Below are 24,864 nucleotides of genomic sequence, written 5' to 3'. Positions count from 1 at the left end.
GGACCTGAGCGGACCGGGACGGACAGCGGCGGGCCCGCGCTCCGACCGGTGACGGGAGGTTGCCGCCTCTGGCAGTCTGGGCGGCATGCCCATCGCCACGACCGACCCCCGCACAGGAGAGGTGCTGCGCACCTTCGAGGAGCTGACCCCCGAGGAGGTCGAGGCCGCCATCGGCCGCGCCTCCGCAGCGGCCGCCGACTACCGCCTCACCTCGTACGACGACCGCGCGGCCTGGCTGCGTCGGGCCGCCGAGCTGCTCGACGAGCGCACCGACGAGCTGGCCGAGCTGGTCACGCTCGAGATGGGCAAGACCCGTGCCTCCGCGGCCGGGGAGATCGGCAAGTGCGCGTCCGCGCTGCGCTACTACGCCGACCACGGCGCCGAGCACCTGGCCGACGAGCCCATCGACGCCGAGACGGTGGGCGCCTCCCGGGCCTACGGCCGCTACCTGCCGATCGGGGTGGTCCTGGCGGTCATGCCGTGGAACTTCCCCTGGTGGCAGGCGATGCGGTTCGCCGCCCCGGCGCTCATGGCCGGCAACGTGGGGCTGCTCAAGCACGCCAGCAACGTCCCGCAGACGGCGCTGGCCATCGAGCAGCTCTTCGTCGACGCCGGGTTCCCCGACCACGTCTTCACCACCCTGCTGGTCGGCTCCTCGGCCGTCGAGTCGGTCATCACGGACTCCCGCGTGGCCGCCGCCACGCTGACCGGGTCCGAGGGCGCCGGTGTGGCCGTGGGCCGGGTGGCCGGGGAGTCGCTGAAGAAGGTGGTCCTGGAGCTCGGTGGCTCCGACCCGTTCGTGGTGATGCCCTCGGCCGACCTCGAGGAGGCCGCCCGGGTGGCGACCACCTCGCGCACCCAGAACTGCGGCCAGTCCTGCATCGCCGCCAAGCGCTTCATCGTCCACGCCGACGTGTACGACGAGTGGCTGGGCCTGTTCCTCAAGGCCATGTCGGGCCTGACCGTCGGCGACCCGATGGAGGAGGGCACCGACGTCGGACCGCTGGCCACCGAGCAGGGCCGCGAGGACGTCGTCGCGCTGGTCGACGCCGCCGTCGCGGACGGGGCCACCCTCGAGCTCGGCGGCGAGACCCCGGACCGACCGGGCTGGTGGTACCCGCCGACGGTGCTGACCGGTGTCACCGAGGACATGGAGCTCTTCCACGAGGAGGCGTTCGGACCCGTCGCGACGGTGTTCAAGGTGGGCTCGATCGAGGAGGCGGTCACCCTCGCCAACGCCACCCGCTTCGGCCTCGGCGCCAACGCCTGGACCACCGACGCCGCGGAGCAGGAGATCTTCGTCCGTGACCTCGAGGCCGGCCAGACCTTCATCAACTCGATGACCGCCTCCCACCCGGCGATGCCCTTCGGCGGGGTCAAGGCCTCCGGGCACGGCCGGGAGCTCAGCGCGGCCGGGATCCGGGAGTTCACCAACCTCAAGACCGTGTGGATCGCCTGAGACCCGATCCCGCGAGCACTGGGCCGGGCCCGAGGCTTGGGCGTGGCCGGCGACTTGCGGGTAGTGTTCGGGCGGTGCGCAAACCACCCGATCTGCTCGTGATGCTGGCGCCTGCTGCGCTGGTGACGGCGGTCGTCGTGGCAGTGGGCCTCCAGGCGGCCCCCGGCGCCGACGACGAGCGGGCCGCCAACGCCGGCATCGTCGCCCCGCCGACGCCCTCCGACAGCGCGGCAGCGGTCGAGGCGACCCCCCGGGCCAAGGCGACGCCGGCGCCCACGCCGGCCGCCCGCGACACCCGCCGCCAGCTCACCGGCCCGCGCGTGGTGCTCGAGCCGCGGCCGGAGCCGAAGAAGCCACCGCCGCCGAAGTTCCGCACGGTCGCGCCGGCCTCCTTCACGGTGGCCTCGTTCAACGTGCTCGGGCACAGCCACACCGTCAAGGGCGGGAACCGCCCCGGCTGGGCCTCCAGCGGGGTCCGCATGGGCTGGGCCCTCGGCTCGCTCTCCGGCCAGGGCGTGGACGTCGTCGGCCTGCAGGAGTTCCAGGCCCCGCAGCTGAACAACTTCCTCGGTCGCGCCGGAGGCACCTGGGACGTGTGGCCGGGCATGGCGGTGGGCCACCTCGGCGTCGAGAACTCGATCGCCTGGCGCCAGGGCAGCTTCGGCGCCGTCGAGAAGCGCACGATCGGGATCCCCTACTTCGGGGGGCGCCAGCGCCAGATGCCGTACGTCCTCCTCGAGCACTACGCCACCGGGCAGCGCGTGTGGGTGGCCAACTTCCACAACCCCGCGACCACCAAGGCGCACGGCAACAACGTGCGCTGGCGCCGGGCCGCCACCAGCATCCAGATCGGGCTGGCGAACCGGCTCGGCGCGGACGGCACCCCGGTCATCTTCACCGGCGACTTCAACGAGCGCGCCGAGTACTTCTGCCCGCTGACCGCGAACACCGCCCTGAAGGCCGCGAACGGCGGCAGCACCGGCGGCGCCTGCGCCCCGCCACCCCGGATGCTGGTGGACTGGGTCTTCGGCTCCGACAAGATCGAGTTCAGCCGCTACCGGGCCGACCTGTCGGCCAACGTGCGGCGGGCCACCGACCACCCCCTGGTGGTCACCGAGGCGACGCTGCCCGGCTACCGGGAGCGCCTGGAGCCCTGACCCGGGTCACCGGACCAGCAGCCGCAGCAGCGCGGCGGTGCCGGCCGCGGCGAGCACCACGACGACGAACGGCGCCCTCTTCCAGGCCAGCACGCCACCGACCAGGACCCCGGCCGGTCGGGCGAGGTCGGCCGGCTCCCGGCCGTCCGCGACCGCGCTGGTGACCACGAGCGCGAACAGCAGGACCGTCGCCCCGGTCGTCATCAGCTCCTGGGTCCAGGGGGAGGGCGTGAACCGGGTGCGCAGCAGCGGCCCGGCGACCCGGTAGCCGAAGGTGCCCAGGCCCAGCACGGCACCGGAGACCAGGATCGCGGTCGTGCCGATCACGCCGGCTCCCGACCGGGACGGGCCAGCACCAGGCCGGCGAGCGCGAACAGCACCGGCAGCCCCGCGGGCAGGAACGGCGTGAGCGCCAGCGCCACCGCGGCGCCGAGCAGGGCCGGGCGCCGGGTGCCGGCCGTCCGCAGGCTCGGCAGCACCAGCGCCAGGAGCACGGCCGGGAAGGCGGCGTCCAGGCCGAGCGCGTCGGTGTCGGTGATCGTGGTGCCGGCCAGGGCCCCCAGCAGCGACCCGACGTTCCAGCAGAGCATGAGCAGCAGCCCGCACGTGAAGTAGGCGACCCGGCGGACCCGGGGGTCGCGCTGGGCCAGCGCGAACGCGACGGACTCGTCGATCATCAGGTAGCCGCCGAGCAGCGGCCGGCCCCGGACGGTGTCGGCGAGCGCGAACCCGAACGGCAGGTGCCGGGCGTTGACCAGCAGCCCGGCGACCACGGCGGCCACCGGGCTGCCGCCCGCGGCGACGATCCCGGTGAACAGGAACTGGCTGGCACCGGCGAGCACGACCAGTGAGAAGTACGACGGGGTCCACACCGGCAGCCCCTCGCTGACCGTGATCGCACCGTAGGAGACCCCGACCACGCCGACCGCCAGGCAGACCAGCACGATGTCCCGGAGCAGGCCGGGGCCGAGCTCCTCGGAGAGGCGACGCAGGTCCACGGGTCAGGCCGGCCCGTCGCCCGGGAGCACGTACGCCGCGAGCTGGGTCCGCGAGCGCAGGCCGAGCTTGCGGTAGATCCGGGTCAGCGTGGCCTCGACGGTCTTGACCGAGAGGAACAGGCGCTCGGCCACCTCCCGGTTGCTGGCGCCCTCGGCGACCTGGCGCGCGATCCGGCGCTCGGTGGCGGTGAGCTGATCCAACCCCCGGTCCCGCTCCGGGGCCCCGTCCCCGACCGGCCGGGGGTCGGGGATCCGCGCCGCCGAGCGGGCCTGGGTGGCCCACGGAGCCGCGTGCGCGTCCCGGAACACCTCGTGCGCGGCCGCCAACGCCTCCCGGGACGCGGCCGCCCGGCGACGGCGGCGCTCGAGGTGCGCCCGGGTCAGCAGGGCCCGACCCAGGTCGATCCGCAGCCCCAGCTCCCGGCAGACCCGCTCCGAGGAGGCCAGCAGCTCCTCGGCCCGGTCGGTCTCCCCACGGGCCAGGCAGAGCTCGGCCGCGGCCCGGTCCAGCTGGGCGCGGGTCCCGGCCACCTCCGAGCGCCCGGCCAGCGCCGCCCGGGTCTCCTCGACCACCTCGGCGGCCGTCGCGAGGTCGCCGGCCACGACGAGGGCGGAGACCAGGTCGGGGCGCCACCGGTTCACCGTGGGGTCGCCGATGCCGTTCTCCCGCTCGATCTCGCGCAGCCGGCCCAGCGCGGTGGCCGCGGCCCGGGCGTCGCCCTGCCGCAGCAGTGCCTGCCCGAGCACCATGAGGTGCCGCTGCAGGTAGCGCCGGTCACCGGCCTCCTCGCAGGCGACGACCCCCTGCTCGGCCAGCCGACGGGCCCGGGCCAGGTCGCCGCCAACCAGCTCGGCGGTCGCCGTGATGAACCACGACGGGTGCGCCTCGAGCTCGAAGTCGTCGGCCACCCGTTGCGCCCGGGCCGCGTAGTCCAGGGCCTCCCGGCACCGACCGAGCCGGGCGGCGGTCTCGACCAGGCACCGCAGCAGGTGCACCGCATCCTGGCCGGCCCCGCGCTCGACGCCCGCGAGCATGGTCAGGCAGGCCTCCCAGGACTCCTCGAGACGGTCGTCGTAGAACGCGAAGCGGGCGGCCATGTAGCGCGGCGAGGTGTGCAGCATCCCCGGCGTGGCCGGCTCCGGCAGGCTCAGCGCCCGGCGCAGGACCGCGTCGTGGTCGCCCACGCCGAGCCATCGGCGTACGGCGGCGAGCAGGGGCAGGGCGAGCGCCTCGGCCCGCTGGTCGCCCAGCCGTCGGAGGATCCGGACCGCCTCGGCCGCGTGCCGCTCCGACTCGCGCGGCCGGGACTCCCGCAGGTGCACCCGGGCCCGCTGCAGGAGGACGTCGGCCACCAGGTGCGGCTCGGCACCGGCGTCGGCCAGCGCGGCGGTCAACACCTCCTCGACCATCGCGGTCCCGGTGCCGGCCAGCTCCACGAGTGCCAGACGGACCCGCACCCGCTGGCCGGGCGTGGCCTCCGCGGCGAGCAGGTCGTCCAGCGCCCGGTAGATCAGGTCGGCGTGGTTGCCGGGCGCCCCGGCCTCGACGCAGGAGGCCAGGCACTCGACGCGCAGCGCCGCCAGCGCGGGCGGGCAGCGGTCGGCGGCGAGCAGGAACAGCTCGCAGGCCAGCTCGCGGTCGCCGCGCTGCAGGGCGGCCTCGGCCGCCGTCGCCAGCTCGCCGGCCAGCCCCTCGTCGGGGGCCGGGTCGGCGAGGGCGCGGTGCCGGAGCTGCTCGGCCGCCGTGGCCGCGACCTCGCCGAGCCGGCGGTGCAGCGCGGCGCGACGGTCGGCGGGCACCGCCCCGGCCAGCACCTGGGCGAGTGCCGGCGGGGTGAAGCGCACCTCCTCCTCACGCCGGGTCAGCAGCCCGGCGCGGGTGGCGTGCTCGAGGTGCGCCTCCGCGTCGCTGCGCCCGGCCCGGACCAGGTGCCGCATGGTGGGACGGTGCAGCAGGGCCGCGTGGACGAGCGTCTCGCGGACCTCGCCAGGCTGGGACGCGACCCGGTCGTGCAGCATCCGGACGATGCTCGCGGGCGTCGGCGAGGGCCGGCCCAGCAGGGTCGGGTCCGCCCCGGCGGCACCGCCGAGGGCGAGGGCGAGCGCGGGCAGCCCACCGGCCTGGGTGCAGATCCGCTGTGCCGCCGACGGGGAGACCCCGTGCCGGCCCAGCAGGTGGACGACGTCGCCGGAGTCCAGTGCGGGCACGTCGAGGTGGTCCGCGGCGGGGAGGACCTCGGCGGACCCGTCCGGCTCGGGACCCCAGGTGGAGACCAGGCCGGCGGACGCGGCGACCCGGCGGCCGGCGTACCCGATCGCGGCGAGGGACTCGGCATCGATCCACTGCGCGTCGTCGACGAGCAGCAGCACCGGGCCGGCCGCCGCGAGCTCGCCCAGGATCCGGAACCACGCCCGCTGCACCTGGTGCACCGCGTCCGGGTCGAGGGGTCGCCCCACGAGGCCCGTGCCCACGACCCGGGCCTCCTCGGGTCGGGCGGCCAGGACGTCCCCGGGGACCTGGTCGAGCAGGTCCTGCAGCGCCGCGAACCGCAGCGAGCGCTCCGCGACCGCGCCGCGGGCCCGCAGCACCCGGGTGCCCGAGGACGCCGCGTGCGCCTCGACCTCGTCGAGCAGCGCGCTCTTGCCGATGCCGGTCGGGCCGTGCAGGGCGACCGGCCGACCGGACGCGAGGCGGGCGTGGATCTCCTCGACGAGGGCTGCGCGACCGACCAACCGGGACATCGGCACCACCCTAGTCCCGGCCCGGACCCCTCTCGGACCGTCCCCGGCCGAACCGGCCCGAGCGGCCGGCGGCCCCGGCGGCCCCGGCGGCGCCGTGAGCGTCAGTGGGTGCGGGCCCAGGCCCGGGCCTGGGCGCGCGAGGCCCGGCGGTCGGCGGCGTCGATGCTGCGCCGGCTGCCGAGGTCGACCCCGGCCCGGCGGGCCGCCTTCCGGGCCCGCGGCGTGGTCAGGTCCGGGGCAGCGACGGTCTCCGGCTCGATCGCCGCGTCCGTCGCGGTGTGCTCGCGCTGCGCCTCGACCAGCCGCTCCGCCGACGCGGCCGCCCGCTGCCGGACGGTCCGGCTGACCGCGACCGCGGCGCCGGTCAGCAGCGGGCTGACCGTGGGCGTGTAGCCGGAGGAGTGACCGGGCCGATTCGGGTGGTAGGACTCCGAGATCGGCCAGGACAGGCCGTTGATCCACTCGGCGTCCGCGCAGACCGCGTGCCCGACGAACCGGTCGGTGGGGTCGGCGAACCCGAAGCCCCGGGTGGCGGCCAGCCCGGCGGTGCGCTGGTTGAGCAGGTCGGCGGTCTCGTTGAGCCGGGTCATCTCGCTGCGGGAGAACCAGGTGGCCCAGTTGCAGTCCTTGCCCATGAAGATCCGGGGGTAGCCGACCACGACCACGCGGGCGTTGGGCGCCCGCTGGTCGATGTCGGCGTACAGGCCGGCCAGCCGCCCCGGCAGGGTGCGGTCGATGAACCTGCGGGCGGCGTCGATGGCGCCGTTGCAGTCGCTCATCCAGCCGGGCTGGGCGCACTCGGTGAGCACGTCGGCGAAGCCGGCGTCGTTGCCGCCGACCGAGACCGTGACGTATCCGGTCGCCGGCGAGAGCGCCTCCACCTGGGTGGCGACGTCGGAGACCCGCGCGCCCGAGCAGGCCCGGAAGCTGAGCTCGTAGCCACGGGCCGCCGCGATCAGGGCCGGGTAGGCCCGGGTGGACCGCTGGCAGCTGGTCCCGTCAGCCAGGTAGCTGCGGGTCCCGGTGCCAGAGGCGTAGGAGTCGCCGAGCGCGACGTACGACGGGCTCGCGGCGCGCTCGGCCGCCCCTGCGGGGGTGGTCAGCGCCGCGGCCAGCAGCGCGAGGAGGGTGGTCACGACCGCGATCACCGGGACCGCGCGGACGAGGGGGACCTGCTGCTGCATCTCTTGCTCCTTCGGCACCTGTCCCCACATGTGACTGCCGTCACACTAGGGCACGCGGGGCTTCCGGGCGAGAGGAACGCGGGGCTACTTGTGTCGCGGCTTCCGCTTGCCCTGCGGCGCCGCAGCGTGCCCCTCGGCCCTGCTCAGCTCGATGAGCTTGCCGGAGATCCGCGTGCTGCGCAGCGCGTCCCAGGTGTCACCGGGCAGCTGGGCCGGCAGCTCCACGAAGGAGTGGTCGCCGCGGATGTCGATCTTGCCGAAGTCCCCGCGTCCGAGGTTGCCCTCGTTGGCGAGCGCCCCGACGATCTGGCGCGGCTCGACCTTGTGCCGCTTGCCGACCGCGATCCGGTACGTCGCGCTCGGGCCCGAGCTGCGCGGACCCCGCTCCCGGCCCGGTCCCCGACCGCGGTCCGAGCCCCGGTCGGCCCGCGCGGGACGGTCCTCCCGCGGCATCCGGACCGGCTCCGGCTCCTCCTCGAGCAGCAGCGGCTGGTCGCCCTGGAGCACCACGGCCAGCGCGGCCGCGACGTCGGCCTCGGGGACGTTGTGCTCCCGGACGTAGTGGTCGACGACGTCGCGGAAGAACGCCACCCGGTCCGTGCCCAGCGCCTCGGTGATCGCGTCGTCGAAGCGGGTGAGCCGGGTCGAGTTGATGTCCTCCACCGTCGGGAGCTGCATCTGGGTCAGGGCCTGCCGGGTGGCCTTCTCGATGGCCTTGAGCAGGTACCGCTCGCGCGGGGTGATGAACGAGATCGCGTCCCCGCTGCGGCCGGCGCGACCGGTGCGGCCGATGCGGTGGACGTAGGACTCGGTGTCGGTGGGGATGTCGTAGTTGACGACGTGGCTGATCCGCTCGACGTCGAGTCCGCGGGCGGCGACGTCGGTGGCGACCAGGATGTCGAGCTTGCCCTGGCGCAGCTGGTTGATGGTCCGCTCCCGCTGCACCTGGGCGACGTCGCCGTTGATGGCGGTCGCCGAGAAGCCGCGGGCCCGGAGCCGCTCGGCCAGCTCCTCGGTGCCCTGCTTGGTGCGGGCGAAGATGATCATCGCCTCGAAGTTCTCGACCTCGAGGATCCGGGTGAGGGCGTCGATCTTCTGCGGGTGGGAGACCAGCAGGTAGCGCTGGGTGGTGTTGGCGGCCGTGGTCGTCCTGCTCTTGACCGTGATCTCGGCGGCGTCGGTGAGGTACTTCTTCGAGATCCGCCGGATCTGCGCGGGCATCGTCGCCGAGAACAGCGCGACGTGCTTGCTGTCCGGGGTGTCGGCCAGGATCGTCTCGACGTCGTCGGCGAAGCCCATCTTCAGCATCTCGTCGGCCTCGTCGAGCACCAGGAAGCGCAGCTCGGAGAGGTCCAGGGTGCCCTTCTCGAGGTGGTCCATGATCCGCCCCGGCGTGCCGACGATGACGTGCACGCCGCGGCGCAGGGCGCTGAGCTGGACGCCGTACGCCTGGCCGCCGTAGACCGGGAGCACCCGGACCCCGCTGAGCCGGGCGGCGTACTTCTCGAAGGCCTCCGAGACCTGGATCGCGAGCTCGCGGGTCGGGGTGAGGACCAGAGCCTGCGGCGTCTTCTGGGTCAGGTCCAGCCGGGAGAGGATGGGGAGCGCGAACGCGGCCGTCTTGCCGGTGCCGGTCTGCGCCAGGCCGACCACGTGCCGGCCCTCGAGCAGGGGCGGGATGGTCTGCGCCTGGATGGGCGAGGGCGACTCGTAGCCGACCGCCCGGAGCGCCTGCAGCACCCGGTCGTCGAGACCCAGGTCCTCGAAGGTCGTCTGCTGCTCGGTCGGGCCGGTCGGTTCCGCGGTGTCACTCACCCCGCAACGGTAGTGGGTCCTTCGGCGGCTGCCCACATCCACGACGCTGTGCGCTCGCGCACGCCCAGCGCGTCGGCGACGAAGGAGGAGACCAGGTCCAGTGCGGCGCTGGACTCCGGCAGCAGGTGGGCCAGGACCGGGAAGGCGTGCACCTGCCCCCTCCACACGTGCAGGTCCACCGGCACTCCGGCGGCGTCGAGCCGCTCGGTCATCAGCTCGGCGTCGCAGCGCAGCACCTCGTCGGCCGCGCACACCAGCAGCGCCGGCGGCAGGTCGTCGAGGTCCCGGTTCACCGGGGAGAGCGAGGGCTCGAGGATCTGCTTGCCGGTGACCTGGCGGGCGATCCGGTCCAGGCGGAAGGTCGGGATGTAGGCGTCGCGCCGGGCGTTGGCGTGGGTGCGTCGCACGGAGTTGTCGAAGTCCAGCCAGGGCGAGAGCCCCACGACGCCGGCGACGCCGAGGCCCTGGGCTCCGGCCTCCATGGCCACCGTGAACGCCAGGTGGCCACCGGCCGAGTCACCGACCAGCACCATCCGGCCCGGGTCGTAGCCGCGCTCGACGAGCCAGTTCACGGCGTCGGTGCAGTCGGAGACGCTGGTCTCGACGAAGTGGCTGCTGCGCTGCCGGTAGGCCACCGAGAGCACCGGCAGCCCGGTCCGCAGGGAGAGCCGCTCCACGATCCGACGGTGCGTCGCCAGGCCGCAGAACAGGAACGCCCCACCGTGGAAGTAGACCAGCGCCTCCCGGCCGGGCTCGGCCCCGCGCGGCCGCACCAGCTCGGCGGTCCACCCGTCTCCCTGCACGTGCTCGACGGTCGTGGACCGCAGCCGGGGCAGCGCCCGCGCCCCGACCTCGACCACGTGCCGGGCCGGGCCCAGCGGACCCTCCACCGGCCAGAGGGAGAGGACCGGGCGGACGACGGCGCGGGCGGCGACGCGGACCGCGACGGATCGCAGGCTGGTGCGGTCGTGGATCTCGATCACGTGCGGCTCCTGGGAGTGCCTCGTGGGGTGACGTGCGCGCGACTCTAGGCCGAGGTGTGGTGCAGGTCACGCACTGGGGCAGGAATGTCTCGATCCGATGCTTGTTCAACTTTCAACGAGATACCCGCAAACCCAGGAGGAGCACAGATGAGCATCTTCAGCCGCACCAAGACCGAGGCCCCCGACACGGAGGGCATTGACACGGAGGGCACCGAGGGCGCCCAGAGCGGCGCGGTCGCCGACCTCACCGGCGAGTACACCCTCGACCCGACCCACACCCGGATCGGCTTCTCGGCCCGGCACGCGATGGTCACCACGGTCCGTGGCTCCTTCGCCACCTTCGACGGGGCCGCCCGGATCGACGCCCAGCGGCCGGCCGACTCCTCGGTCGAGCTCGCGATCGACGTGGCCAGCATCGACACCGGCGTCGCGGACCGCGACGGCCACCTGCGCTCGGGCGACTTCCTCGACGTCGAGCAGTTCCCCAGGATCACGTTCGTCTCCACCGCCGTCGAGCGCGAGGGCGAGAGCACCTGGCTGGTCACCGGCGACCTGACGATCAAGGACGTCACCCGGCCGGTCACGGTGCCCTTCGAGGCCACCGGCTCCGCCCGGGACCCCTTCGGCAACGTGCGGGTCGGCTTCGAGGGCGAGGTCTCGGTCAACCGCAAGGACTGGGGCCTCACCTGGAACGCCGCGCTCGAGACCGGCGGCGTCCTGATCTCGGAGAAGGTCAAGCTGAGCTTCGACGTCTCCGCGATCCGCAACGCCTGATCCGTCCCGGCGGTCAACAACGTTCCACATCGGGCCACTGCGGTCCACAACGGGCCACAACGGGCCCGGCGTCCGGTCGAGTTCCCTCGGCACCGGACGCCGGGCCCGGCTACATTGACGCCCATGCCGATCCGCCTCGCCATCGTCAACGACTACGAGGTCGTGGTCCGGGGCCTGGCCGACATGCTGCGCTCCTACTCCGACGACTTCGAGATCGTCGAGCTGAACGCGGACACCGCCGTGGCCAGCTCGGTGGACATCGCGCTCTACGACACCTTCGCCCAGACCCAGGGGGACGGCGACGCCGTCTCCCAGCTGGTGGCCAACCCGCTGGTGGACCGGCTGGTCGTCTACACGTGGAACCTGGGGCACGTGCTCAGCCAGGCCAGCGTCGCCCACGGCGTGGCCGGCTACCTCTCCAAGTCGCTGACCGGCTCCGAGCTGGCCGCGGCCCTGCGCGCCGTGGTCGACGGCGAGGTCGTGGTCTCCCCGGACCCGGGTCGCACCGGCGCGGTGATCGGCGGGGACTGGCCCGGCCGCGAGGAGGGCCTGACCGCTCGCGAGGCCGAGGTCCTCGCCCTGATCACGCAGGGGCGGAGCAACGCTGAGATCGCCGAGCGCACCTCGTTGTCGATCAACTCGATCAAGTCCTACATCCGCTCCTGCTATCGCAAGATCGACGCCCGGAGCCGCTCGCAGGCGGTGCTCTGGGGGGTCCGGCACGGCTTCCTGCCCGACCGGATCCGGGTGCAGGACCCGGACTGACCGGCTCCCGCACGCCGACTCCCGCACCCCGGCTCCACCGGACCGACGCCCCCTCCCGGGCCCCGGAACTCCACCCCTACGGGTGTGTCGACCCGATCGGCGCCCGCTCTAGGGTCGAAGCCGCCCCTGGAGTGCCTCGTCGCGCGGGCGACGACCACGATCCTGGGTGCGGCCAGCCCCCAATGCCGGCCGCGCCCAGACCAGCCCCACAGCGGGCGTCCTCCTCCGCCCTCGGGGGAGCGGAGGAGGACGGCCCCCAGGAGAAATCAGGTGCGCCGCGGCGCGCCGACTGCTGTGATCGACGGATGGAACCGCTCGACGGCCTTCCGGCCGGACTGACCGCCCGCCCGCTCGTCGACGAGGATGCCGCGGCCGTGACGGCGCTGGTCGCCGCGAACGAGCTCGCCGACCTCGGCGAGGTCGCCATCGAGGAGGCCGACATCGTCGGCGAGTGGCGCCGCCCCAGCTTCGACCTCGCTGCCAGCACCGTGGGCGTGGTCGCGGCCGGGGGACTGGTCGGCTTCGCCGAGTGGAGCGGCGGCGACCGGGCCGACGCCGCCGTCCACCCCGACCACCACGGCCGGGGGCTCGGGACGGCGCTCGCCCACTGGCTGCAGCGGGTCGCCGCCTCCGGAGGGGCGGCCCGCGTCGGGATGCCCGTGCCCCGGGGGTCGGCGGGCGACCGGCTGCTCGCCTCCCTGGGCTGGCAGGTGCGGTGGGAGTCGTGGGTCCTCCGCCTGCCCGAGGGGCGGGAGGTGCCCGCCCGCTCCCTGCCTGCGGGCCACACGGTGCGCGAGGCCGGGCCCGCGGACCGCGAGGCGGTGTGGCGGGTCCTCGAAGACGCGTTCCTCGAGTGGTCCGACCGCGAGCGCCAGAGCCTCGGCGACTTCGCCGCGCAGGTGTGGGAGCGGCCGGGTGCCGCCGGGTGGAACCTCCGGGTGGTCACCGACGACACCGGGGCCGTGGTCGGCGCGGTCCACGTCACCGGCTCCGACGGGTACGCCGACGTGGCCCGGGTCGGCGTACACCGCGACCACCGTCGGCGGGGACTGGCGCAGGCACTGCTCGCGGACGCCTTCCGCGCCGGGCGCGAGCACGGGTTCCCGAGGGCCGAGCTGGCGACCGACTCCCGCACGGGCGCCCTCGACCTCTACCTCGGGGTGGGGATGGAGGTCGTGCAGACCTGGCTCAACCGGGCCGTCGAGCTGCCGGTTCCGGCCACCGACCGGGTGCCGGGCCGATAGCCTGCGCCGCATGACGGGCCTCCGTTCACCCCGGCACGCCCGGGCCCTCCATCTCGTCACCGCGGTCGCGGCCGCCTGCGCCGTCCTGCTCCAGCTGGTGCTGGTGGCGCGCGGGGCGGCGGTGCTCGACGAGACCGAGGACCCCGGGCTGGCGACCCGGCTGATCCGGTTCGCGTCCTACCTGACCATCTGGAGCAACGTCCTGGTGGCCTGGACGGCGGCCGCGCTGGCCCGCGACCCGGGCCGGGACGGCCGGGCGTGGCGGGCCCTGCGGATCAGCGCCGTGGTGGTGATCTTCGGCGTCATGGTCGTGCACTTCTTCCTGCTCCGGCCGCTGCTCGACCTCGAGGGGTGGAACCAGGCCGCCGACACGCTCCTGCACGTGGTGGTCCCGGCGCTCGCCGTCGTCGGCTGGCTCGCGTTCGAGCCGCGGGGGCGGGTGACCTGGCCCCTGCTCGGCCCGTTCCTGGCCCTGCTGGGGCTGTGGCTGACGCACACGCTCGTCCGGGGGGCGGTCGTGGACTGGTACCCCTACCCGTTCCTCGACGTCCTCGAGATCGGCTACGGGCGCACCCTGCTCAACGTCGGCCTCGTCTGCGCGGTGATGGTCGGGCTCTTCGCCCTGGCCCGGCTCGTCGACCGTCGCCTGGACCGCTCCTCCGAGCGGGAGTCGCTCGCGCGGGCGGACTGAACGGGCGGGCTGAGCCGGATCAGGCGAGCGAGAGGAAGAGCTTCTCCATCTTCTTCACGTCCACGCTCTCCATGCCCTCGCCCGTGGTCAGGCACTGCTGCAGGCCCGAGGCCACGATCGCGAAGCCGGCCCGGTCCAGGGCGCGGGAGACCGCGGCCAGCTGGGTCACGACGTCCTCGCAGTCCCGGCCCTCCTCGAGCATGCGCAGCACCCCGCCGAGCTGGCCCTGGGCGCGCTTGATCCGGTTGATGACCGGACCCATCTCGGTCGCGTCGAGCTCCATGGTCAGTCCTTCCTCTCGGGTGCCGCCGGGGCGGTGGTCCTCGTCGGGCGGCCGCTCATGCGGTGCCGTCCCCCGACTGGCCCTGCTGGCCCGCCTGGGCCTCGGCCCGGGCCTTCTCCACGTCCAGCTCGCGCACGGCGGCGATCAGCTGGTCCAGCGCCGGCGCCGGCATCGCTCCCGGCTGGGAGAAGACCAGGCTGCCGTCCTTGAACGCCATCAGCGTCGGGATCGAGGTCACCTTCGCCGCCGCCGCCAGCTGCTGCTCGGTCTCGGTGTTGATGCTGCCGAAGACGAGATCCGGGTTGGCCTCGGAGGCGGCCTCGTAGACCGGCGCGAACTGCCGGCAGGGGCCGCACCAGGAGGCCCAGAAGTCCACCAGGACGATCTCGTTCTCGGTGATGGTGCGTTCGAAGTTCTCCGCACCCAGCTCGATGGCGCTCATGGGTCCACCTCTCCGTCGTCGTTGACTTGACCATACCCCAGGGGGTGTTACGGTGAGGTCAACCGGTCATACCCCGCTGGGTATTCCCGAGAAGGAACGGAGCACGACAGCATGCGCGAGACCGACATCGCAGGACTCGAGGCCGCCCTCGAGGACGGCGCCACCCTGGTGGACGTCCGGGAGCCCGACGAGTACGCCGAGGGCCACGTGCCCGGCGCGCGACCGATCCCGATGGGCCAGCTGCCCGCCCGCCTGGGCGAGCTCGACCGGGAGCGGCCGGTGTTCGTGATCTGCGCGTCCGGCAACCGGTCCAGCGCCATGGCCGAGGTCCTCGACCAGGCCGGGTTCGACGCCGTGAACGTCGCGGGAGGCACGGGCGCCTGGCAGAGGTCCGGGCGCCCCGTCCAGACCCGCTGAGTCCCGAGGAGGAGCACATGAGCGACCTGAGCATCCTGACCATCGAGACCCCGAGCCTCGGCGACCGCAGCTACCTGGTCCACGACGGCCGGGTGGCGGCGGCGATCGACCCGCAGCGCGACATCGACCGGGTCCTCGCCCTGCTCGAGGAGCACGACCTGCGCCTGACGCACGTGCTCGAGACCCACATCCACAACGACTACCTCACCGGCGGGCTGGCCCTGGCCCGGCGCACGGGGGCGGCGTACCTCGTCAACGGCGAGGACGACGTGGCCTTCGACCGGACCCCGGTCACCGACGGCGAGACCGTCGCCGTGGGGGACCGGATCCGGCTGGTCGCCGTGGCCACCCCCGGGCACACCTTCACCCACCTCAGCTACGCCCTGCGCGACGAGGGCACCGGCGAGGAGGTCGCGGTGTTCTCCGGGGGGTCGCTGCTCTTCGGCGCCACCGGACGCCCGGACCTGCTCGGTGACGAGCACACCCACGAGCTGGCCCGCCGCCAGCACGACTCCGTCCACCGGCTCGCCGACCTGCTGCCGGAGGACGCCGAGGTCCTCCCCACCCACGGCTTCGGCTCGTTCTGCTCCTCCGGCTCCTCGGGCGGCACCGAGTCCACGATCGGCCGCGAGCGCCGGGAGAACCCCGCGCTCACCCAGGAGCGGGAGCAGTGGGTGGAGGAGATGCTCGCCGGGCTCGGCGCCTGGCCGGCGTACTACGTGCACATGTCCCCCGGCAACGAGGCCGGGCCGGACGAGCCGGACCTCAGCCCGCCGGACCGCGCCGACGCCGACGAGCTGCGGCGCCGGATCACCGACGGCGAGTGGGTCGTCGACCTGCGCAACCGGACGGCCTTCGCCGCCGGTCACGCCGCCGGCAGCCTGAACTTCGGCATCGACGGTGCGTTCGCGACCTACCTCGGCTGGCTGATCCCGTGGGGCACTCCGCTGACCCTGCTCGGCGAGTCCCCCGACCAGGTGGCCGACGCCCAGCGCGAGCTGGTCCGGATCGGCATCGACCGGCCGGCCGCCCACGCCACCGGCGGCCCGGAGGAGTGGGCCGGCGGCGAGCCCGCGTCGTACCCCACCGGCACGTTCGGCGACCTGGCCGACGTCCGGCACCACCGCGAGGTGCGGGTCCTCGACGTGCGCCGCGCCGAGGAGTACGCCGCGGCCCGGATCGACGGCGCGCTGAACATCCCGCTGCACGAGCTGGTGGACCGGCTCGACGAGGTCCCCGACGAGGAGATCTGGGTGCACTGCGCCAGCGGCTACCGGGCCTCGGTCGCCGCGTCGCTGATCGCCGCCCGCGGTCGCCGGCTGGTCGCGATCGACGACTCCTTCGACCACGCCGAGGACGTCGGCCTGCACCTCGTGGGCCCCGAGGCGTGACCGGCTCGTGACCCTGGCCCTCCTCGCCGTCCTCGCGGGCGTCGTCATCGGCGTCAGCCTCGGCGCGCTCGGCGGAGGCGGCTCGATCCTGGCCGTGCCGGTGCTGGTCTACGCCCTCGACCAGTCCGCCGCCCAGGCCACCACCGGCTCGCTGGTGGTGGTCGGGGTCGGTGCGGTCACCGGCGCCGTCACCGCGCACCGCTCGGGCACCGTGCTGCTCGGACGCGGGCTCGGCTTCGCCGCCACGGCGGTCGTCGGTGCCGTGGTCGGGGCCCGGGCCTCGTCCCTGGTCTCCGACGAGGTGCTGCTGGCCTCGTTCGCCGTGCTCATGCTCGTCGTCGGCGGCCTGATGCTGCACCGCTCGCTGCGCGGGAGCGGCCAGGACGACGAGGACGGCGTACCCGAGAACCACGAGCCGATCCTGCAGTTCAGCCCGGTGTTCGCCTGCCAGTGCCCCCGGGCCCTCAAGGTGCTGGTGACCGCGACCGTCGTGGGCCTGCTGACCGGCTTCCTCGGCGTCGGCGGCGGCTTCCTGGTGGTCCCCGCCCTCGCCCTGGCCCTCGGCATGTCGCTGCGGCACGCCACCGGCACCTCGCTGGTCGTGATCGCCGTGACCAGCGCGGTCGCGCTCGCGGTCCGGGCCGGGTCCGGCGTGGCTCCGGACTGGGGCCTGGTGCTGCTGCTGACCGTGGCCACCTCGGTCGGCGCGCTGGTCGGGGCCCGGGTCGCCCGCCGGATCGGCACCCGGCGGCTGGGCCAGGCCTTCACCGGCGTCGTGCTCCTCGTCGCCGTCGGCATCGCCTGGCAGGCCATCCCCGCCCTCCTCTGACCCCCACCCGTCGCTTGTGTCGGGCCCTGACCCGCCGACCCGTCGCTTGTGTCGGGCCCTGACCCGCCGACCCGTCGCTTGTGTCCACCCCCTGCACGCTCAGAACGAACCTTGAAAGGCGCCTGACATGACGCTCACCGACCCCGCCGCCCGCCCGCGGCCCGCCGACGACCGCCCCGAGGACCCGACCGGACCCGGGCCGCTCGGCCGGCTCGGCGGGTGGGTCCTCGACCACGCCCGCCTGGTGACCCTGGTCTGGGTGCTGGCGATCGTCGTCCTGGGTGCCTTCGCGCCACGGGTCGAGCAGGAGCTGTCCGGTGCCGGCTGGCAGGCCGACGGCTCCGAGTCGGTGGCGGTGCGCGAGCTGGCCCGGGACAGCTTCGGCGGCAACGCCAGCTCGGCCATCCAGGTCGTCGTACACAGCGACGACGGCCCGCTGGCGGAGAACGGCGGCGACGCCGTGCTGGCCGAGGCCACCACCCTGCTCGAGGCCGATGAGCGGATCGGCGAGATCGTCCCGCCCCAGCCGGGGGTGTCGCTCAGCGAGGACGGTGGCACCGCCGTGCTGCTCGCCGGTGCCGACGCCGACACCAACGACATGGTGCGCGCCGCCAACGACCTCAAGGGCCCGCTCGAGGAGCTCTCGAACGGCGCCGTCGAGGTCAACCCGACCGGCGCATCGCTGCTGTGGTCGGACTTCAACGAGGCCAACCTCGAGGCGATGCTCACGTCCGAGATGTACTCCTGGCCGGTGACCCTGGCGATCCTCGTGCTCGCCTTCGGGGCGCTGGTCGCCGCCGGCCTGCCGCTGATCCTCACCCTCGCCGGCCTGGTCGCCTCGGCCGGGTCGCTGGTGCTGCTCAACGAGCTGGTGCCGGTCTCGATCTGGGCGATGAACTTCGCGATGATGTTCGCGCTCGCGCTCGGCATCGACTACGCGCTGTTCCTGGTCGTCCGCTACCGAGCCAGCCGGATGGGCCACGGCAAGCCGGTGCGTACGGCGATCGCGGAGACCATGGACACCGCCGGGAAGGCAGTCCTGCTGTCCGGGGCCACCGTTCTCATCTCGCTGTCCGCGGTGATGCTGGTGCCGTCGCCGGCGTTCCGGTCGATGGCCGGCGGCATCATGCTCGCGGTGCTGTTCGTCCTCGCCGCCACCCTGACCCTGCTGCCCCTGGTGCTGGCCAAACTCGACCTGCGCATCAACAAGGGCGCACTGAAGTGGGTGAACGCCGGCGAGCACCGCTCCGCGCGCTTCGCGGCCTGGGGCGAGCGCCTGTGGCGCCGACCGGTCGCGTTCGGCCTGGCCTCGCTGCTCGTGCTGCTGGCACTGGCCTTTCCGGTGCTCGGCCTCAACACGGCCATGCCGAGCATCAAGGTGCTCCCGGAGGACGCCAGCGCCCGGGTCGGCTACGACGTGGTCCAGGACGCGTTCGGCGAGGGCGCACCCGGCACGCTGCAGGTCGTGGCCGACGCCGCGGACGCCGACGGCACCGCGGCCGCCCTCACCGCGGACCCCGGCATCGCGGCCGCGGTCCCGGCCCAGCCCTCCTCCGACGGCAGCGACCTGGTGCTCATCAGCGCCGTACCCACCGTCGACCCGTCCGATCCCGCGCTCGCCGAGACGGTCGACCGGCTGCGGGGCGACCTGCCCGACAGCGCCCTCGTCGGCGGTGCCGCCGTGGAGAACCTGGACCTCAAGGACCAGCTCGACGCCTCCACCCCGCTCGTGATCGGCGTCGTGCTCGTGCTCGGATTCGTGCTGCTGCTGGTGGCACTGCAGGCCCCGCTCATCGCCGTACTCGGCACGCTGGCCAGCCTGCTCTCGACCGGGGCCGCGTTCGGGGTCGCCCGGTTGGTGTTCCAGGAAGGCTTCGGCGCCGGTCTGCTGGGCTTCGAGAGCCAGGGCTTCCTCGACGCGTGGGCGCCGGTGTTCTTCTTCGCGATGATCTTCGCGATCGCCATGGACTACACGGTCTTCCTGCTGGCGTCGGCCAAGGAGCACTACGAGCGCACCGGCGACCCCCGCGAGGCGATGGTGGGGGCACTGGCGCACTCGGGCCGGGTGATCTTCGCCGCCGCCGCGGTGATGGTGGCGGTCTTCTTCACGTTCGCCCTCTCGGGCCCGCTGCCGCCGAAGGAGATGGGCGTGGTGCTCGGCCTCGCGGTGCTGCTGGACGCCTTCCTGGTGCGGCTGGTGCTGCTGCCGGTGCTGCTGCGACTGACCGGCTCGGCGGCGTGGTGGAGCCCGCGCTGGCTGACCAGGGTGCTGCCCACGGTCCGCTTCGCGCACGACTGACCCCCGGGGCGGGCGGTCCCGCGGGGCCGCCCGCCTCGTCATGATCCGATGGAACCGAGTTGAAGGAGAACCACGATGTGCCGACGCGTCACCTGCCGGACCTGCGGCAAGGCGAGCTGGGCGGGGTGCGGGCAGCACGTCGACCAGGTCATGGCCGGCGTCCCGAAGTCCGCCCGCTGCCCGGGCCACCCGAAGGAGCCGGGCTCCGGGTGGCTGAGCCGGCTGTTCTCCCGCTCCTGAGGCCGCCGACCCGTCGCTTGTGTCGGATCCCGGGCCGCCGACCCGTCGCTTGTGTCGGATCCTGGGGCCGCCGACCCGTCGCTTGTGTCGGTCCCGGGGCGCCGACCCGTCGCTTGTGTCGGGCGGCCCTCAGTCAGCTCGCGTCGGGCTCACGCTGCCGGACGACGGCCCTGCTGGATCGCGAACGAGTTGCCGTCGGGGTCGTCGAAGAACACGAACGTCCCGAAGTCGGCGTCGTCGGGCTCGGGGCCGTCGGTCATCGTCCCGGCGACGAAGTGCTTCAGGCCGGAATGTGAGATGCCCGCCTCGTCGAGCCGGGCCACGGCCGCTCGGGCGTCCGGGACCACGAACTGGGTGCCCTTCAGCGTCCCCGGCTCACCGCCGCCCAGTCCGCGGCCGAACGCCAGCGAGCAACCGGAGCCGGGCGGGGTCACCTGGACGACGCGGAAGTGCTCCCCTCCGACGTGGTCCGTGTCGAGCCTGAACCCCAACCCGTCCACGTAGAACTCCTTGGCCCGGTCGACGTCTGAGACCGGCACCACGATCACCTCGATCCGCCAGTCCATCGCACCCTCTGCCATACCTGCCTCCTCGAGCCGTCGCTTCTGTCCAAGTCTGGACTCCCGCGCACGGCCGGAATCATCGGGCGCCGCCCGGCCCGGCCGACACTCACGACGGGTCGGCGTTCCTGGGGCCGACACTCACGACGGGTCGCGGATCTCGACGGTGGTGACGACCGACGTCACCGTGGGACGGCGCGGCGTCGAGGAGAACCCGAAGCGGGCGGGGGGCTCGACGGCGGTGAGGCTGCCCAGGTCCGCGCCGTCGAAGGAGCCGTGCACCGCGGTGATCGCGTGCACGTCGGAGGCGCCGTACCACTCGCGGCGGTCGTTGCCGGCCGTGCCACGGGTCCGTACGCCGCGCAGGACCAGCCGCGCCACCGGGTCCGTGACAGCGCACCACGCCGGACTGGTGGCCACCCGCGCGGGCACCAGCCGCAGCAGACGTCCCAGCGCGGTGCGACGACCCTGCGTCACGCGCAGGGACAGCGACGGAGAGTCCAAGCTCCACCCGGCGCCCTCGCGGGTCACCGTGACCGGCTCCAGGCGGATCTCGTCGAACGAGTACGTCGCCGCGATGAAGTCCCGCACCTCCGCGCGCGGGGCCAGCAGGACCCGGTGGCCGGCGGGGGTCTCGACCATCGCGTCCGAGAAGGCGCCGAGCGGGGTGTCGTGCCAGTGACCGACCACGACCCGGGTGCCGGAGGTGGTGCCGACGCCGAGGATCCGGCCGTGGAAGCGGGAGCGTTCTCGGGGCGACACCCCACCAGCATGGCAGCGGGCCGGTGACGGCTCAGGCCGGCGGGCCGGCGTAGGACACGTGCGGTGTCCAGTCCGCGTCCGGTCGAGCGGCGGCCGCGTGCAGGGCCTCGGCGACGGCGGGCGGAGCGAACGGCCCCTCGTCGGCGAGCAGCCCCTCCACCTGCACCGCGACCGCGCGGATCCCGTCCGGGGCCAGCGTCGCGTCCAGACTCACCACCAGGTTGCGCAGCGCGGCCTTCTGCATGCCCAGCGAGCACGCCTCGTGCCAGGGCTTCTCCGCCGCGGCACTGCCGGTGACCAGGACGCGAGCCCCCCGGCGCAGGTGCGGACGGGCGGCCTGGACGGCGGTCAGGAGCGGGGTGACGCCCAGGCGCAGGTCGTCGAGGAGGTCCTCGACCCGCAGGTGCAGCGGGTCGGCCATCCGGAACGCGCTCGGGTTGAAGTGCAGTACGTCGAGGTGCCCGGCCGCCTCGCCGACCTCGCGCACGACCCGGGTCAGGCTCTCCGGATCGGTCAGGTCCACCGGGTGCGCGGTGCCGCCGATCTCGTCCGCCAGGCCGGCCAGCCGGTCGGCGGACCGGGCGGCCAGCGCGACGGCGTACCCCTCCCGGGCGAAGCGACGCGCGACCTCGGCTCCGACGCCCGGGCCGGCGCCGAGGACCAACAGGGTCGGCTTCTCCATCCGCCCAACCTACGCGGTGAGCGCCTTCTCGATGTCGCCGGCGATCTTCTCGGGCTTGGTGGTCGAGCCGTAGCGCTTGAGCACGGTCCCGTCCTTGCCGACGAGGAACTTGGTGAAGTTCCACTTGATCTTCTCGCCGAGCAGGCCGCGCTTCTCGCGGCGCAGCCACTGGTAGACCGGGTGCGCGTCGGGTCCATTGACGTCGACCTTCTCGAACATCGGGAAGCTGACGCCGTAGTTGCGCTGGCAGAACTCGCCGATCTCGTCCGCCTCGCCGGGCTCCTGCTCGCCGAACTGGTTGCAGGGGAAGCCGAGCACCGCCAGCCCCTGGTCGGCGTACTCCTGGTGCAGCTTCTCCAGGCCCTCGAACTGAGGGGTGAAGCCGCACTGGGACGCCGTGTTGACCACCAGCGCCACCCTCCCCTCGTACGCCGAGAGCGGCTGCTCCTGCCCGGTGAGCGTGGTGGCGGTGAAGTCGTTGAGCGTGGTCACGGTGTCCCCTTCGTCGGTTGGGTGGCGGTAGGTCGGCATCCACCAGTGCTTCGGAGACACGGTGCGACCGGATGGGCGCGCGCTCGACTCGCGGACCCACGCGAGGTCGCGGGTCCCGCCGAGGCGGGGAGCGGCGGGTTGATCAGGAGAGGGCGTCGAGCAGCGCGGCGTTGAACGCGGGGAGGTCGCCCGGGTTCCGGCTGGTGATCAGGTTGCCGTCGATGACGACCTCCTCGTCGCACCACTCGCCGCCGGCGTTGCGGATGTCGGTCTGCAGGCTCGGCCACGCGGCGATCCGGCGCCCTTCGAGCACGTCCGCCTCCACCAGCGTCCAGGCCGCGTGACAGATCGCGGCCACCGGCTTGCCCGAGGTCACGAAGTCGCGGATGAACGCCACCGCGTCGGTGTCCATGCGCAGGGCGTCCGGGTTGGCCACACCTCCTGGCAGGACGAGGGCGTCGTACTCGTCCGGGGACGCGCTGCCGACCGCCCGGTCCACGGGGTGCTTGTCCGCGGCCTCGAGGTGATCGAAGGTCTGCACCTCGCCCTCCTCCGGTGCCAGCAGCTCGGCGGTGTGCCCGGCGCCGGTGAGCGCCTCCCAGGGCTCGGTGAGCTCGACCCGCTCGATGCCTTCGGCTGCCGTGAGGAATGCGATCCGCTTGGTCATGTCGCCCAGCGTAGGAGCGACGTCCCAGCGCTCGGCACCCCCTCAGGGGTGGCCACCGGCAGCCGACACAAGCGACGGGTCGACGGTCCTGGGGCCGACACAAGCGACGGGTCGACGGTCCTGAACCCGACACAAGCGACGGGTCGACGGTCCTGGACCCGACACAAGCGACGGGTCAGCGGAGGGCGCGGGCGAGCATCCGGGCCCAGACGTCCTCGCCGCGCTCGTACGTCGCGTGCACGCCGTCGCGCAGCAGGTCGGGGTTGCGGATCACCTTGCGGCGCCAGGGCACGACCTGCGTGCGGGGGCGGGCCTCGGCGATCCGGCGCATCCACCGGCTGTAGCGCTTCATGGTGCGGGTCCGCTCCTCCCCGAAGACCTCGGGGGTCCGGTGCACGCTCATGAAGACCACCTCGGTCCGGGCCGGCACCAGGCTCACCGCGTCGACGTAGTCCTGCTTCGACCAGCCGGCCCGGTTGTTGGTCCCGAGCGCGATCACCAGTCGGGAGGGCGCGCCCTCGGTGGCGAGGTAGTCCTCGATCATGCCGGGCAGCTCGGTGACCGGACGCCCGCGCTTGCCGCGCACCTCCACGCCAGGGACCCGGGCGCGCAGCTCACCGCCGCCCCAGTAGGACAGCGAGTCGCCGAGCACGACGGTCCGGCCGTTGACGGACGCCCGCGCCGAGACGGACTCGGCCGGCGGCGACGGTACGACGACCGCGGTCGCGCCCAGCACCGTCAGGATCGGCAGCAGCAGCACGCTGCCGCGGCGCACGGAGACGCGAGCGTCGTCCAGCATCAGATCGTCCCCCAGGAGAGCCCCCGGCTCCCCAAGCGGGCCGGCGTGCCCAGATCGTAGTCGCTGCCCCGACCCCGTGTGCCAGAACCCGCGGATCGCCCGCCAGCCCGGTCAGCCCCAGCCCGATCACCCCCAGCCCGGTCCCCCCGTCCCGGTCCCCCCAGCCCGGTCCGCCCGTCCCGGATCAGCCGGTCAGCCCGGCCTGGTCGCGCGCCCACTCCCACATCTCGCGCCGCTCGGCGTCGCCGGTGCGGGTGCGGGAGAGCAGGTGGGTCGGCCGGTCCCGCCGGTCGTGCCAGAGCAGCCCGCCGGGCGGCGCCGGACGGACCGCCGCCAGCCACACGGTCGTGTCCGCTCCCCCGCGCGCGTCCCGCAGGAGGGGGCCGAGGACCCGGTGGAAGGTGGGCAGCGAGTCCACGACTCCCGGGGTGTCCGCCCAGCCGGGGTGCGTCGCGTGCACGCTGATCCCGTCCGTGCCCCACCGCTCGGCCAGCACCGGCATCAGCTCCACCTGGGCCCGCTTGCTGCGGGCGTAGGCGGTCGTGCCCGAGTACTCCCCGCGCACGTACTCGGGGTCGTCGGCGCGCAGCCGCTGCCCGTACATCCCGCCCGAGGTGACGAAGACGACCCGGGCGCCGTCGACGCTCCCCTTCAGCGCCGGGCGCAGCAGCTCGGTCATGAGCAGCGGCCCGAGCAGGTGCAGCGCCATCGTCAGCTCGTGCCCCTGGGCGGACTCGGTCCTGGTGGCCGGCATGGCGCCGGCGTTGTGGACCAGCAGGTCGAGGTCGTCGAGCCCGTCGGCCTCGGCCACGAAGCGGCGTACGTCGTCGAGGTCGGCGACGTCGCACCGGTCGACCCGCAGGTCGGCACCCGGCACCCGCTGCAGGATCTCGGCGCGCACCCGCTCCCCCTTGGGCACATCGCGCACGACCAGCCGCACTGTCGCGCCGAGGCGGGCGAGCTCCTCGACAGTGGCAAGGCCGAGACCCGAGGTGGCCCCGGTGACCGCGGCCACCCGCCCGGCCAGGGCGCCCGGCGGCGGGTCGGCCGGCCACCCGGGCAGCCGGCTGCGCACGCCCATCCCGATCCGGGTGAAGCCTGGCGCGACGGTGCGGTCCATCGCGGTGTCGAGGCCGGCGGCGACCTTCCGGGCGAGGATGCTCATGCCCGCCACGGTAGCCACGCGGTC

The 24,864-nt window shown here is 74.1% G+C and carries 26 protein-coding genes; 11 read left to right on the top strand and 15 right to left on the bottom strand.

The features are described from left to right. Window positions 1-85: 85 nt before the first annotated feature. Together IE331_RS15855 and IE331_RS17060 are read left to right on the top strand one after the other, a co-directional pair. Window positions 86-1,459: an NADP-dependent succinic semialdehyde dehydrogenase gene (locus IE331_RS15855; protein ID WP_192144437.1), complete on the top strand. Its 1,374-nt coding sequence runs from the start codon at window positions 86-88 to the stop codon at window positions 1,457-1,459. 74 nt (window positions 1,460-1,533) lie between these two features. Further along, the gene (locus IE331_RS17060) at window positions 1,534-2,616 is read left to right on the top strand and encodes an endonuclease/exonuclease/phosphatase family protein (protein WP_192144436.1); all 1,083 of its coding nucleotides are present in this window, start codon (window positions 1,534-1,536) and stop codon (window positions 2,614-2,616) included. 6 nt (window positions 2,617-2,622) lie between these two features. Here IE331_RS17060 and IE331_RS15845 read toward each other — a convergent pair whose 3' ends face one another. The 6 genes from IE331_RS15845 to IE331_RS15820 all read right to left on the bottom strand — a co-directional run bounded on the left by IE331_RS15845 (window position 2,623) and on the right by IE331_RS15820 (window position 10,338). Beyond that, window positions 2,623-2,943 (bottom strand): AzlD domain-containing protein, encoded by a 321-nt coding sequence (locus IE331_RS15845; protein WP_192144435.1) that lies wholly within the window; start codon window positions 2,941-2,943, stop codon window positions 2,623-2,625. Further along, window positions 2,940-3,614 carry an AzlC family ABC transporter permease gene (locus IE331_RS15840; RefSeq protein WP_318646839.1) on the bottom strand — a complete coding sequence of 225 codons (675 nt, stop codon included), beginning with the start codon at window positions 3,612-3,614 and terminating at the stop codon, window positions 2,940-2,942. Before IE331_RS15840 ends, IE331_RS15845 begins: the two co-directional genes overlap by 4 nt. Window positions 3,615-3,617: 3 nt before the next feature. Continuing rightward, window positions 3,618-6,356 (bottom strand): AAA family ATPase, encoded by a 2,739-nt coding sequence (locus IE331_RS16845; RefSeq protein WP_192144434.1) that lies wholly within the window; start codon window positions 6,354-6,356, stop codon window positions 3,618-3,620. 101 nt (window positions 6,357-6,457) lie between these two features. Next, a complete protein-coding gene (locus IE331_RS15830; RefSeq protein WP_192144433.1) occupies window positions 6,458-7,540 on the bottom strand; it encodes an SGNH/GDSL hydrolase family protein in 1,083 nt (360 codons plus the stop codon). Window positions 7,541-7,624: 84 nt separating this feature from the next. Beyond that, on the bottom strand, window positions 7,625-9,355 hold the full coding sequence (locus tag IE331_RS15825) for a DEAD/DEAH box helicase (protein WP_192144432.1): 1,731 nt from the start codon (window positions 9,353-9,355) through the stop codon (window positions 7,625-7,627). After that, window positions 9,352-10,338 (bottom strand): alpha/beta hydrolase, encoded by a 987-nt coding sequence (locus IE331_RS15820; protein ID WP_192144431.1) that lies wholly within the window; start codon window positions 10,336-10,338, stop codon window positions 9,352-9,354. Before IE331_RS15820 ends, IE331_RS15825 begins: the two co-directional genes overlap by 4 nt. 147 nt (window positions 10,339-10,485) lie before the next feature. Here IE331_RS15820 and IE331_RS15815 point away from each other — a divergent pair, with 147 nt between their 5' ends. From IE331_RS15815 to IE331_RS15800, 4 genes are all read left to right on the top strand, one after another. Further along, a complete protein-coding gene (locus IE331_RS15815) occupies window positions 10,486-11,112 on the top strand; it encodes a YceI family protein (protein ID WP_192144430.1) in 627 nt (208 codons plus the stop codon). A gap of 123 nt (window positions 11,113-11,235) precedes the next feature. After that, window positions 11,236-11,877, top strand: a complete 642-nt coding sequence (locus IE331_RS15810) for a response regulator transcription factor (RefSeq protein WP_192144429.1) — start codon at window positions 11,236-11,238, stop codon at window positions 11,875-11,877. Between the two features lie 305 nt (window positions 11,878-12,182). Continuing rightward, window positions 12,183-13,121 (top strand): GNAT family N-acetyltransferase, encoded by a 939-nt coding sequence (locus IE331_RS15805; RefSeq protein WP_192144428.1) that lies wholly within the window; start codon window positions 12,183-12,185, stop codon window positions 13,119-13,121. A 10-nt stretch (window positions 13,122-13,131) separates the two neighbouring features. Next, entirely contained in the window at window positions 13,132-13,812 is a 681-nt protein-coding gene (locus IE331_RS15800; protein ID WP_192144427.1) for a Pr6Pr family membrane protein, read from the top strand. 19 nt (window positions 13,813-13,831) lie between these two features. Here IE331_RS15800 and IE331_RS15795 read toward each other — a convergent pair whose 3' ends face one another. Together IE331_RS15795 and trxA are read right to left on the bottom strand one after the other, a co-directional pair. Then, window positions 13,832-14,095: a metal-sensitive transcriptional regulator gene (locus tag IE331_RS15795; protein ID WP_192144426.1), complete on the bottom strand. Its 264-nt coding sequence runs from the start codon at window positions 14,093-14,095 to the stop codon at window positions 13,832-13,834. Between the two features lie 55 nt (window positions 14,096-14,150). Continuing rightward, a complete protein-coding gene (trxA, locus tag IE331_RS15790) occupies window positions 14,151-14,537 on the bottom strand; it encodes a thioredoxin (protein WP_192144425.1) in 387 nt (128 codons plus the stop codon). Window positions 14,538-14,648: 111 nt separating this feature from the next. On the opposite strand from trxA, the gene IE331_RS15785 reads away from it, so the two are divergent. The 5 genes from IE331_RS15785 to IE331_RS15765 all read left to right on the top strand — a co-directional run bounded on the left by IE331_RS15785 (window position 14,649) and on the right by IE331_RS15765 (window position 19,713). Then, complete coding sequence (locus IE331_RS15785) at window positions 14,649-14,954, top strand: rhodanese-like domain-containing protein (protein WP_192144424.1); 306 nt, start codon at window positions 14,649-14,651, stop codon at window positions 14,952-14,954. Window positions 14,955-14,971: 17 nt separating this feature from the next. Then, window positions 14,972-16,345: an MBL fold metallo-hydrolase gene (locus IE331_RS16840; protein ID WP_192144423.1), complete on the top strand. Its 1,374-nt coding sequence runs from the start codon at window positions 14,972-14,974 to the stop codon at window positions 16,343-16,345. Between the two features lie 7 nt (window positions 16,346-16,352). Continuing rightward, complete coding sequence (locus IE331_RS15775) at window positions 16,353-17,174, top strand: sulfite exporter TauE/SafE family protein (protein WP_192144422.1); 822 nt, start codon at window positions 16,353-16,355, stop codon at window positions 17,172-17,174. 127 nt (window positions 17,175-17,301) lie between these two features. Beyond that, complete coding sequence (locus tag IE331_RS15770) at window positions 17,302-19,473, top strand: MMPL family transporter (RefSeq protein ID WP_192144421.1); 2,172 nt, start codon at window positions 17,302-17,304, stop codon at window positions 19,471-19,473. Between the two features lie 75 nt (window positions 19,474-19,548). Continuing rightward, complete coding sequence (locus IE331_RS15765) at window positions 19,549-19,713, top strand: hypothetical protein (RefSeq protein WP_192144420.1); 165 nt, start codon at window positions 19,549-19,551, stop codon at window positions 19,711-19,713. A gap of 149 nt (window positions 19,714-19,862) precedes the next feature. Here the strand turns inward: IE331_RS15765 and IE331_RS15760 are convergent, their stop codons facing one another. The 7 genes from IE331_RS15760 to IE331_RS15730 all read right to left on the bottom strand — a co-directional run bounded on the left by IE331_RS15760 (window position 19,863) and on the right by IE331_RS15730 (window position 24,840). Next, complete coding sequence (locus tag IE331_RS15760) at window positions 19,863-20,294, bottom strand: glyoxalase superfamily protein (protein WP_201931852.1); 432 nt, start codon at window positions 20,292-20,294, stop codon at window positions 19,863-19,865. A 120-nt stretch (window positions 20,295-20,414) separates the two neighbouring features. Continuing rightward, entirely contained in the window at window positions 20,415-21,035 is a 621-nt protein-coding gene (locus IE331_RS15755; RefSeq protein WP_192144419.1) for a hypothetical protein, read from the bottom strand. Window positions 21,036-21,066: 31 nt separating this feature from the next. After that, the gene (locus IE331_RS15750; RefSeq protein ID WP_192144418.1) at window positions 21,067-21,717 is read right to left on the bottom strand and encodes an SDR family oxidoreductase; all 651 of its coding nucleotides are present in this window, start codon (window positions 21,715-21,717) and stop codon (window positions 21,067-21,069) included. Window positions 21,718-21,726: 9 nt separating this feature from the next. Further along, the gene (locus IE331_RS15745; protein WP_201931851.1) at window positions 21,727-22,209 is read right to left on the bottom strand and encodes a glutathione peroxidase; all 483 of its coding nucleotides are present in this window, start codon (window positions 22,207-22,209) and stop codon (window positions 21,727-21,729) included. Between the two features lie 142 nt (window positions 22,210-22,351). Further along, window positions 22,352-22,876 (bottom strand): type 1 glutamine amidotransferase domain-containing protein, encoded by a 525-nt coding sequence (locus tag IE331_RS15740; protein WP_192144417.1) that lies wholly within the window; start codon window positions 22,874-22,876, stop codon window positions 22,352-22,354. 175 nt (window positions 22,877-23,051) lie between these two features. Continuing rightward, the gene (locus tag IE331_RS15735; RefSeq protein ID WP_192144416.1) at window positions 23,052-23,675 is read right to left on the bottom strand and encodes an SGNH/GDSL hydrolase family protein; all 624 of its coding nucleotides are present in this window, start codon (window positions 23,673-23,675) and stop codon (window positions 23,052-23,054) included. 184 nt (window positions 23,676-23,859) lie between these two features. After that, window positions 23,860-24,840 (bottom strand): SDR family NAD(P)-dependent oxidoreductase, encoded by a 981-nt coding sequence (locus IE331_RS15730; protein WP_192144415.1) that lies wholly within the window; start codon window positions 24,838-24,840, stop codon window positions 23,860-23,862. Between the last annotated feature and the right edge of the window lie 24 nt (window positions 24,841-24,864).

Origin of the sequence: Nocardioides donggukensis (assembly GCF_014842875.1) — a bacterium.
Classification (GTDB): domain Bacteria; phylum Actinomycetota; class Actinomycetes; order Propionibacteriales; family Nocardioidaceae; genus Nocardioides; species Nocardioides donggukensis.
This window is presented reverse-complemented; position numbering and strand designations above follow the sequence as displayed.